The 8502-nt window shown below is 56.0% G+C and carries 19 protein-coding genes; all 19 read right to left on the reverse strand.

Annotation, left to right across the window (positions count from 1 at the left end; all coding sequences use genetic code 11):
- Window positions 1-69: 69 nt before the first annotated feature.
- Window positions 70-438 carry a 50S ribosomal protein L18 gene (gene rplR, locus VLY20_12905; protein ID HUK57544.1) on the reverse strand — a complete coding sequence of 123 codons (369 nt, stop codon included), beginning with the start codon at window positions 436-438 and terminating at the stop codon, window positions 70-72.
- 23 nt (window positions 439-461) lie between these two features.
- Entirely contained in the window at window positions 462-998 is a 537-nt protein-coding gene (gene rplF, locus VLY20_12910) for a 50S ribosomal protein L6 (GenBank protein ID HUK57545.1), read from the reverse strand.
- Window positions 999-1022: 24 nt separating this feature from the next.
- A complete protein-coding gene (gene rpsH / locus VLY20_12915) occupies window positions 1023-1415 on the reverse strand; it encodes a 30S ribosomal protein S8 (GenBank protein HUK57546.1) in 393 nt (130 codons plus the stop codon).
- A 16-nt stretch (window positions 1416-1431) separates the two neighbouring features.
- Entirely contained in the window at window positions 1432-1617 is a 186-nt protein-coding gene (locus VLY20_12920; GenBank protein HUK57547.1) for a type Z 30S ribosomal protein S14, read from the reverse strand.
- 18 nt (window positions 1618-1635) lie between these two features.
- Window positions 1636-2175 carry a 50S ribosomal protein L5 gene (gene rplE / locus VLY20_12925; GenBank protein ID HUK57548.1) on the reverse strand — a complete coding sequence of 180 codons (540 nt, stop codon included), beginning with the start codon at window positions 2173-2175 and terminating at the stop codon, window positions 1636-1638.
- A 184-nt stretch (window positions 2176-2359) separates the two neighbouring features.
- The gene (rplX, locus tag VLY20_12930; GenBank protein HUK57549.1) at window positions 2360-2710 is read right to left on the reverse strand and encodes a 50S ribosomal protein L24; all 351 of its coding nucleotides are present in this window, start codon (window positions 2708-2710) and stop codon (window positions 2360-2362) included.
- An 11-nt stretch (window positions 2711-2721) separates the two neighbouring features.
- Complete coding sequence (gene rplN / locus VLY20_12935) at window positions 2722-3090, reverse strand: 50S ribosomal protein L14 (protein ID HUK57550.1); 369 nt, start codon at window positions 3088-3090, stop codon at window positions 2722-2724.
- Window positions 3091-3116: 26 nt separating this feature from the next.
- On the reverse strand, window positions 3117-3428 hold the full coding sequence (rpsQ, locus tag VLY20_12940; GenBank protein HUK57551.1) for a 30S ribosomal protein S17: 312 nt from the start codon (window positions 3426-3428) through the stop codon (window positions 3117-3119).
- A 16-nt stretch (window positions 3429-3444) separates the two neighbouring features.
- Window positions 3445-3654 (reverse strand): 50S ribosomal protein L29, encoded by a 210-nt coding sequence (gene rpmC / locus VLY20_12945; GenBank protein HUK57552.1) that lies wholly within the window; start codon window positions 3652-3654, stop codon window positions 3445-3447.
- Complete coding sequence (gene rplP, locus VLY20_12950) at window positions 3654-4067, reverse strand: 50S ribosomal protein L16 (protein HUK57553.1); 414 nt, start codon at window positions 4065-4067, stop codon at window positions 3654-3656. Before rplP ends, rpmC begins: the two co-directional genes overlap by 1 nt.
- The gene (rpsC, locus tag VLY20_12955) at window positions 4067-4744 is read right to left on the reverse strand and encodes a 30S ribosomal protein S3 (GenBank protein ID HUK57554.1); all 678 of its coding nucleotides are present in this window, start codon (window positions 4742-4744) and stop codon (window positions 4067-4069) included. Before rpsC ends, rplP begins: the two co-directional genes overlap by 1 nt.
- 52 nt (window positions 4745-4796) lie before the next feature.
- Window positions 4797-5198: a 50S ribosomal protein L22 gene (rplV, locus tag VLY20_12960; protein HUK57555.1), complete on the reverse strand. Its 402-nt coding sequence runs from the start codon at window positions 5196-5198 to the stop codon at window positions 4797-4799.
- Between the two features lie 62 nt (window positions 5199-5260).
- Window positions 5261-5548, reverse strand: a complete 288-nt coding sequence (gene rpsS / locus VLY20_12965; GenBank protein ID HUK57556.1) for a 30S ribosomal protein S19 — start codon at window positions 5546-5548, stop codon at window positions 5261-5263.
- Between the two features lie 12 nt (window positions 5549-5560).
- Entirely contained in the window at window positions 5561-6385 is an 825-nt protein-coding gene (gene rplB / locus VLY20_12970; protein HUK57557.1) for a 50S ribosomal protein L2, read from the reverse strand.
- Between the two features lie 36 nt (window positions 6386-6421).
- Entirely contained in the window at window positions 6422-6715 is a 294-nt protein-coding gene (rplW, locus tag VLY20_12975; protein HUK57558.1) for a 50S ribosomal protein L23, read from the reverse strand.
- On the reverse strand, window positions 6712-7335 hold the full coding sequence (rplD, locus tag VLY20_12980; GenBank protein ID HUK57559.1) for a 50S ribosomal protein L4: 624 nt from the start codon (window positions 7333-7335) through the stop codon (window positions 6712-6714). The genes rplW and rplD overlap by 4 nt, the downstream gene beginning before the upstream one ends.
- Before the next feature lie 20 nt (window positions 7336-7355).
- Window positions 7356-7985, reverse strand: coding sequence for a 50S ribosomal protein L3 (gene rplC / locus VLY20_12985; protein HUK57560.1), 630 nt, complete (start codon window positions 7983-7985; stop codon window positions 7356-7358).
- Between the two features lie 35 nt (window positions 7986-8020).
- On the reverse strand, window positions 8021-8329 hold the full coding sequence (rpsJ, locus tag VLY20_12990) for a 30S ribosomal protein S10 (protein HUK57561.1): 309 nt from the start codon (window positions 8327-8329) through the stop codon (window positions 8021-8023).
- Window positions 8330-8342: 13 nt separating this feature from the next.
- A partial coding sequence (gene tuf / locus VLY20_12995) for an elongation factor Tu (GenBank protein ID HUK57562.1) occupies window positions 8343-8502 on the reverse strand: 160 nt, incomplete at its 5' end.

Below are 8502 nucleotides of genomic sequence, written 5' to 3' on the forward strand. Positions count from 1 at the left end.
TACTCCTTCGTGATAACAACCAAGACACCGTGTTGGCTGCCGCCCGATATGGGTTTTGGATCACCGGTCTCAAAAGATCAGACCCCCCTGACGCGCCGCGTCCGCCAGGGCTTTCACACGACCGTGAAACAGATATCCGCCCCGATCAAAGACAACCGTTTTGATGTTTTTAGCCAACGCCCGTTTTGCAACCAACTGACCCACGACTTCGGCCGCTTTCTTGTTATTGCCCCGCGCTGCGCTCTTTTTGCATTCAGGATCCAGAGTCGACGCCGCAATCAGCGTTTTCCCCGCCGCATCATCAATGATCTGGGCGTAGATGTGAAGATTGCTGCGAAAGACCACAAGCCGCGGGCGCTGGGGCAGACCGAAGACCGTTTTCCGCACCCGTCGGTGGCGGCGCATTCGGGATTCGACTTTTAATTGTACGTTCAGCATCGCCCGACTTCTCCGTTAACTTCCTACTTGCTGGTTTTCCCTTCTTTCCGCTCGATCACTTCGCCGGCATATTTGATGCCTTTGCCTTTGTAGGGCTCCGGCAGCTTCAAGTCCCGGATTTCGGCCGCCACCTGACCGACGAGGTATTTGTCCGCTCCCTTGATCGTGATCAGGGTCTGCTTGTCCACCGTGGCCTCGATTCCCGTGGGCAGTGCAAACACGGTGGGATGAGAAAATCCCAGGGCCAGCGTCAGGTTCCGGCCTTGGACCTGGGCGCGGAAACCGACGCCGCTGATCTCCAGCGACTTCTGGTAACCTTGGGAAACACCGATCACCATGTTATTAAGATCGCTGCGGAACAGGCCGTGCTTGGCCCGGTGCAGTCGATCGTCGTCCCGTCGCGTGACAACGACACGGCCGTCTTCCACCGTTACGCCGATCCCCATTTCCATGCCGCGGGTCAGTTCCCCCTTCGGGCCTTTGATACGGACCCCTTTTTCTTCCACTTTGACCTGCACGCCGGACGGAACCAAAATCGGCTTCTTACCCACTCGCGACATCGTCGTTCACCCTGGTTTGATCAATCACCAAATGTAACAGATCACTTCTCCGCCGACCTGGCGTTTTCTCGATTCACGGTCGGTCATCATGCCCTGCGTCGTAGACATCACGGCCGTTCCCAAGCCCCCCCGCACTTTGGGAATGCCGTCCTTATCCACATAGACCCGCCGGCCGGGGCGACTGATTCTTCGCATCCCGTTGATGATCGAAACGTCTTTCGCGTATTTCAGCTTGATCCGAAGCACCGGGTGCCGGCCTTCCGACACCGTTTCGATGCCTCGAATATACCCCTCCTCCGCCAAGAGACGGGCGATGTTTTGCTTGAGCTTTGAAGCCGGGATGTCTACCGACTCGTATTTGCGCTGGATGGCATTACGCATCCGGTTCAACATATCCGAAATGGGATCGGTCATCATCGACGAAAAATTCCTCCTACCAACTGGACTTGATCACGCCCGGGATATCCCCCCGAAGGCTGAGATTGCGGAAACAGATCCGGCACATGCGGAACTTTCGCAAAAACCCCCGGGAACGCCCGCAGACGGGACAACGATTGTACTTGCGGACCGCGAATTTCGGTTCCGCCTGAGATTTCAGAATAAGCGATTTTTTGGCCACGCACCTCTCCCCATGATTTTAAGTTCGAAACGGCAGTCCCAATAACCCCAACAGGGCCTTGCCTTCGTCATTGGACTTGGCCGTGGTCGCGATCGCGATATCCATGCCGTGCGTGGCCACGACGTCGTCATATTTGATCTCGGGAAAGAGAAGCTGCTCCTTCAGGCCCAAGCTGTAATTTCCACGGCCGTCGAACGATTTCGGCGACACCCCTTTAAAATCGCGGATCCGGGGAAGGGCCACGTTGAAAAAGCGGTCCAAAAATTCGTACATGCGACCGCCGCGAAGGGTGACCTTGCAGCCGATCGCCATCCCTTGCCGCAGCTTGAATCCCGAGATGGACTTCTTCGCCCGGGTTACAACCGGCTTCTGGCCCGTAATGAGGGTGATCTCGTTGACGGCGGCCTCCAGGAGTTTCGCGTTTTGAATGGCCTCCCCCATTCCGACGTTGATCACGACTTTCTCAAGACGAGGAACCTGCATCGAATTTTTATAGGAGAACTGCTTCATCAACTCAGGAACGACGCTGTCCCGGTATCGTTCCTTCAGACGGGGCAGGACGGCTGCTTCGCGGGCCGGTTTTTCTTTGTCCTTGGCTTTCTCCCGGGTTTCGGTTTTGGGCGCCTTTTCCTGCTTGGTTTTCTCTTTGGCTTTCGCCATCCCTTCCTCCTGATCCGATTCGTCTTCGGTTGATCTCTTGCTCGTTGTGTTTCATCCGCCCGCGGGAAAACGGGCCGGACATCTACCCGCGGTCGATGACTTCACCGCATTTCTTGCAGTATCTGAGTTTTTGACCGTCTTCAAGCAGACGCATGCCGATCCGCGCCGTTTTTCCGCAGTTTTGGCAGACGACCATGACGTTCGACAACTGAATCGGCCCTTCCTTCTCAATGATCCCGCCCTGGCGGTGCTGCTGGCTCGGTTTCATATGCCGTTTGATGATATTCAGTTTCTCCACAAGAACGCGGTGCTTTGAACGATCCACCTCCAGAACTTTGCCCGACTTTCCTTTATCCTTCCCCGTCATGATCATCACGGTGTCCCCTTTTCGGACACGGAATTTCGGACGGTCGGATTGCAGCACGCTCATCATGACTCCCATGATCAAAGCACCTCCGGCGCGAGTGAGATGATTTTCATGAATTTCTTGCCCCGGAGTTCCCGGGCGACCGGACCGAAGATCCGGGTCCCGATCGGTTCACCCTGGGCATTGATCAGGACCGCGGCGTTCCGATCGAAACGGATGTATGAACCATCCTCTCTTCGGATCTCCTTGACCGTCCTGACAACGACGGCCTTCGCCACATCGCCTTTTTTGACCGCGGCTTGGGGAATGGCTTCCTTGACGGCCACGGTGATCACGTCGCCGACCGTCGCGTACCGCCTCCCCGACCCGCCCATGACGTGGAAACACATGACTTTCTTGGCCCCGGAGTTATCGGCCACATCCAACATGGTATAATCTTGAATCATTCGACTGCCTCACTCCAACAACGACGTTAGGACAACGCGGCCGGGTTCTGCACCTCGGCGGGGGAGACGCCCTGAGAGCGCTGAACAATTTCAACAACCCGCCAGTGCTTCTCTTTGCTGATCGGTCGACTCTCCAGAATCTTCACCGTATCTCCAATATGACACTCGTTCTGCTCATCGTGAGCCTTCAGCTTGGTGGTTTTTCTCACCACCTTTTTGTAAGTCGGATGAAGGAAGACTCGTTCGATCATCACCACCACGGTCTTGTTCATCCGGTGGCTGATGACCTCGCCGATAAAAGTCCGGCGCCGTTTTTTCAGGCCTGCTTCTGCCGACATAGTCAACGTCCTTTCATCATGCTGCCGTTTTAGACGCCGCGGACCGCTTTTCACAAACCACGGTCTGGATCCGCGCGATTTCGCGACGCGCGTTCTTGATCTGCTGCGGATTTTCGATCCGGCCGCTTAACAACTGGTATCGCAGATTGAAAAGCTCCTTGCGAAGCTCCTTTTCCTTCAGGTTCAACTCGTCGATCGTCAGGTTTCGCATTTCCTGAAGTTCCATCAGACTTTCCCCCGCGCGATCAATTGCGTGGCCACCGGGAGTTTATACGCGGCCAACCGGAAAGCTTCTTCGGCCACCTCCCGGGTCACGCCGTCCATCTCATAAATGATCCGACCCGGCCGAACGGAAGCCACCCACAACTCCGGATTTCCTTTTCCTTTTCCCATTCGGGTCTCGGCCGGCTTCTTCGTTATCGGCTTGTCGGGAAACACCCGGATCCAAATTTTTCCTCCCCGCTTAACAAACCGGGTCATGGCAATACGCGCGGCTTCCAATTGACGCGCCGTGAGCCAGGCCGGTGCCAGAACCTTCAACCCGAACTCTCCAAACGACAGCTCGGACCCCCGATAGGCCTTTCCGAACCGTCGGCCCTTATGCATCTTCCTGAATTTTACTTTCTTGGGACTCAGCATCAGCGTCGCTCCGATGACATTTCCAGCCGTCCTTCCTGTTTGTCCGGAAGCGTCGGAATCATTTCGCCCTTGTAAATCAAAACTTTTACCCCGATCTGTCCGAAGGCGGTACGGGCTTCAGCCAGTCCGAAATCAATATCGGCCCGCAAGGTGTGCAGGGGCACACGGCCCTCACGATACCATTCCGTCCTGGCGATTTCGGAACCGCCCAGCCTCCCCGCGCAGGTGATCTTGATTCCCTGAGCCCCCAACCGCAGCGCCGCCTGGACGCTTTTTTTCATGGCGCGCCGGAAGGCCACTCTTTTTTCCAATTGAACCGCAATGTTTTCGGCCACCAGTTGGGCGTCGATTTCGGGCTTGCGAATCTCTTTGATGTTGATGTAGACCTGCCGTCCCGTCTTGGTTTCCAATTCGGATTTCAGCTTGTCCACCTCGGCCCCTTTGCGTCCGATAATAATGCCGGGGCGCGCCGTATGGATATTGATCTTGGCCTGATTGCCGGACCGCTCGATCTCGATCTTGGAAACACCGGCATGGGCCAGTTTCTCTTTGACCATTTTCCTGATCTTGAGATCCTCATGCAGCAGTTTGGCATAATCCTTTTCGGCGTACCAGCGCGAATTCCAGGTCTTGATAAATCCCAGACGATAACCGATCGGATGAACCTTCTGTCCCACGTCTTCCTCGCTTCTGATGATTAGGGGCTTGCTCGCCTTGCCGGCCGAGCGGTTATTTCGCCACCGCCTGTTTCGGCTTCTTCGCCGGTCCGGCTCCCGGATTCCCTGCGCCGGCGACCCGGGATTCGACCACCACCGTGATGTGGCTGGTTCTCTTCTTGATCGGGTTGGCCCGTCCCATGGAACGCGCATTAAATCGCTTGAGGATCGGGCCTCCGTCCACGTAGACCCGGCTCACCCAAAGATCGTCCGGATCGCCGATTTCCAGATTTTCCGCGTTGGCCACGGCCGATTTGAGTACTTTTTCCACCACCCGCGAAGCGGCCCGCGGGGTGAACTTCAAAATGTTGAGCGCCTCCGCCACCTGCTGGCCGCGAATCAGGTCGATGACCATTCTCGCCTTGCGCGGGGCCACCCTCACAAATTTCAAGATTGCTTTTGCTTCCGTCGCCATAAATGCTCACCCGATCACGAATCAATGCCTCCGGCCGGAGAACCGACCGGAGGACCCCGGCCCTATTTTAACGCCGTCGCTTTTTCCGTTCTCGCCTGTCCGTGTCCTTTAAAGAAACGCGTAGGCGCAAATTCCCCCAATTTGTGCCCGACCATGTTTTCGGTCACATAAACCGGAATAAATTTTTTGCCGTTATGAACAGCCATCGTGTGCCCGATCATCTCCGGCACGATGGTCGACCGCCGGGCCCAGGTCTTGATGATCTTCTTATCGTTGGCCTCGTTTAAACCCGCGATCTTTTCCATCAGCTTCGGATCGATAAAAGGACCTTTTTTAACCGATCTCGGCACAGGCCTTCTCCTTTAATTACGTCGTTTGATGATAAATTGATTCGTGTCTTTTCGTTTTCGTGTCTTGTAACCTTTGGTGGGCATTCCCCAGGGTGAAACGGGATGGGGGTTGCCCTGCCCGGATTTTCCTTCTCCCCCGCCGTGCGGATGGTCCACCGGATTCATGGCCAGTCCTCGAACAATCGGCCGCCGGCCCATCCAGCGCTTCCGACCCGCTTTTCCGATCGAGATGTTCTCGTGGTCAAGATTGCCCACCTGCCCGACGGTGGCCAGGCAACGGCCGTGAATTCTCCGCAACTCGCCGGACCCCAATCGGACCTGCACATAGTCCGCCTCCCGGCCCATGATCTGTGCGAACGCTCCGGCGCTGCGGGCCAGCTGCGCGCCTTTGCCGGGTTTCAGCTCAAGATTATGGACCTGCGTGCCGATCGGAATCACTCCGAGAGGGAGCGCGTTCCCGGGTTTAATTTCGGCGTCGTTGCTTGACAGAACTCGATCGCCGACGCCGATCCCGACCGGGGCAATGATGTACCGTTTTTCGCCATCCGCATATTGCAGCAGGGCGATTCGAGACGAGCGATTGGGATCGTACTCAATCGCGATTACCTTGGCCGGGATGTTAAATTTATCCCGTTTAAAATCGATGATGCGATAGGCCCGCTTATGGCCGCCCCCTCGGTGGCGAACGGTCATCTTTCCGCCATTGTTCCTCCCTCCGGACGGAACCCTGAACGTCACAAGACGCTTCTCGGGCTCGGTCTTCGTAATCTCGTCGAACGTAAAACCGGTCATGGCCCGACGGCCCGGAGAGGTCGGCTTATACTGCTTAATAGGCATCGTCGTTTCCTAATTCATCAGGGGGCCGTTGATTTTCTAGACCCCTTCAAAGAGTTCGAGTTTTTCGCCTTTTTTGAGCGTCAGGATGGCTTTTTTAAGGTCCGGCCTTTTTCCCTCGAAACGGCCCAAACGCTTTAGTTTGCCCTTGCTATTAATGATACGGACCGAATCAATCTTGACCTTCAAAGCCTCTTCGGCGGCCCGCTTGATCTCGATTTTATTGGATCGAGGATGGACAAGAAAGCAGACCTTGTTCTGGCTCTCCTTGAGCCCGGTCATCTTCTCGGTCAACAGCGGACGGATAAGAATCTGGTGCGGGTCCCGGGTCATGACCAAACCTCCTGGAGCCGGGACAGCGCATCCTGCGGAATCACCAAATGCTTTGCGCAGACCAGATCGTAGACATTCAATCCTTGAACCGGCAACAATTTCACCGACGGAATATTCCGGACCGCTCGGGCCAGTTTCTCATCGGTGTTTGACGACACAATAACGGTCCGGCCGCTGGCCTCGAGCTTTTTCAGTACCAAGGCCATCTGTTTGGTTTTGGCCTCGCTCAATTCCAGCCGCTCGACCACGAGAATAGCCCCGTCCTTCAGCTTGGCCGTCAGGATTCCCCGCAAGGCCGCACGATATTTTTTTCTGGGAAAGGCATATCCGTAATCCCGCGGCGTCGGACCGAAGGTCGTCCCTCCACCCCGCCAGATCGGGGAACGACTGGAACCCGCCCGGGCCCGTCCCGTTCCCTTTTGGCGCCAAGGCTTTTTTCCACCGCCGCTGACCAGCCCCCGCGTCTTCGTTGCGGCCGTGCCCTGACGCATGGCGGCCCGTTGCATCACCACCGCCTCATGAATCAGCGGCCTGTTGACCTCGGCTCCGAAGAGTTGATCGCTCAGGTCAACCGTGCCGATCTTTTCCTTGTTCAAATTCACCACATCGACGGTCGGCATGTTTTTCGTCATCCTGTTGGCTACTTGCGATTCGTCCTTCGGATCAGGACGAGGGCCCCCCGATAACCGGGAATCGCCCCTTTCACAAAAAGCAGGTTTTCGTCTTTTCGCACTTCAACCACTTCGAGTCCCTGGACCGTCACTTGTTCGGCTCCCATATGCGCCGGGAGCCTTTTGTTTTTTCGAACGCGGGAAGGCCAGGAACTGCTGCCGATCGAACCGGGCTGCCGGTGAAACATCGATCCGTGCGTTTCGGGTCCCCCGGCAAAATGGTGGAGTTTAACGACGCCGGCGAATCCCTTGCCCTTTGAAATGCCGGTCACGTCGACAATCTCGCCTTTTTGGAATTGATCCGCACCGACCACCGCGCCGATTTCAAGCGCCTTAAGATCTCCCTTGAATTCACGCAGATGTTTGGCGAACGGAACATTCGCTTTCTTAAAATGGCCGCGCTCCGCTTTCGTCAATTTCTTTTCGGCGATTTCCTGAAACGAAAGCTGGACCGCTTCATATCCATCGCGTTCCTTCGTCTTCTTTTGCACGACGCGGCACGGCCCGGCCACGATCACGGTCACCGGCACCATCTTGCCGTTCTCGATGTAAACCTGGCTCATTCCCAATTTCTGCCCTATCAATCCCTGAACCGTCATGGTCATTTCCCAATCGTAAGAAGGATCGCCCGCGCCTACGTCTTGATCTCGACATCGACACCGGCGGACAAGTTCAACTTCATCAAGGCGTCCATGGTATCCTGAGTCGGCTCCAGGATGTCGATCAACCGCTTGTGCGTCCGTATTTCAAACTGCTCACGCGATTTTTTATCGACGTGAGGCGACCGCAGCACCGTAAATTTGTTGATCACCGTCGGCAACGGAATCGGCCCGGAAATCTTGGCACCGGTCCGCTTCACCGTTTCCACGATTTCAATGACGGATTGGTCCAAGACGCGGTAATCGTACCCTTTGAGTCGTATTCGAATTCGCTGATCCACCATGGACTAATCCTTTTTACGCGATGACTTCACTGATGACGCCGGCGCCGACGGTCCGTCCGCCTTCCCGGATGGCAAACCGCAACTCCTTCTCCATCGCGATCGGCGTGATCAACTCCACATCCATTCGCACATTGTCCCCCGGCATCACCATCTCCACGCCCTTCCCCAACGCC

The sequence above is a fragment of the Nitrospiria bacterium genome (genome assembly GCA_035517655.1).
GTDB lineage: Bacteria > Nitrospirota > Nitrospiria > JACQBZ01 > JACQBZ01 > JACQBZ01.

Bases quoted from the DNA above. Each gene is read 5' to 3' on its own strand.
- rplC (HUK57560.1), bottom strand. From the start codon at position 7,985: ATGACGGTTCAGGGATTGATAGGGCAGAAATTGGGAATGAGCCAGGTT.
- rplP (HUK57553.1), bottom strand. From the start codon at position 4,067: ATGCTGAGTCCCAAGAAAGTAAAATTCAGGAAGATGCATAAGGGCCGA.
- rplD (HUK57559.1), bottom strand. From the start codon at position 7,335: ATGCCGACCGTCGATGTGGTGAATTTGAACAAGGAAAAGATCGGCACG.
- rplX (HUK57549.1), bottom strand. From the start codon at position 2,710: ATGATGAGCGTGCTGCAATCCGACCGTCCGAAATTCCGTGTCCGAAAA.
- rpsQ (HUK57551.1), bottom strand. From the start codon at position 3,428: ATGTCGGCAGAAGCAGGCCTGAAAAAACGGCGCCGGACTTTTATCGGC.
- rplV (HUK57555.1), bottom strand. From the start codon at position 5,198: ATGGCGACGGAAGCAAAAGCAATCTTGAAATTTGTGAGGGTGGCCCCG.
- rpmC (HUK57552.1), bottom strand. From the start codon at position 3,654: ATGGAACTTCAGGAAATGCGAAACCTGACGATCGACGAGTTGAACCTG.
- rplB (HUK57557.1), bottom strand. From the start codon at position 6,385: ATGCCTATTAAGCAGTATAAGCCGACCTCTCCGGGCCGTCGGGCCATG.
- rplR (HUK57544.1), bottom strand. From the start codon at position 438: ATGCTGAACGTACAATTAAAAGTCGAATCCCGAATGCGCCGCCACCGA.
- rpsH (HUK57546.1), bottom strand. From the start codon at position 1,415: ATGATGACCGATCCCATTTCGGATATGTTGAACCGGATGCGTAATGCC.
- rpsJ (HUK57561.1), bottom strand. From the start codon at position 8,329: ATGGTGGATCAGCGAATTCGAATACGACTCAAAGGGTACGATTACCGC.
- rplN (HUK57550.1), bottom strand. From the start codon at position 3,090: ATGATTCAAGATTATACCATGTTGGATGTGGCCGATAACTCCGGGGCC.
- rplF (HUK57545.1), bottom strand. From the start codon at position 998: ATGTCGCGAGTGGGTAAGAAGCCGATTTTGGTTCCGTCCGGCGTGCAG.
- rplW (HUK57558.1), bottom strand. From the start codon at position 6,715: ATGACCCGGGACCCGCACCAGATTCTTATCCGTCCGCTGTTGACCGAG.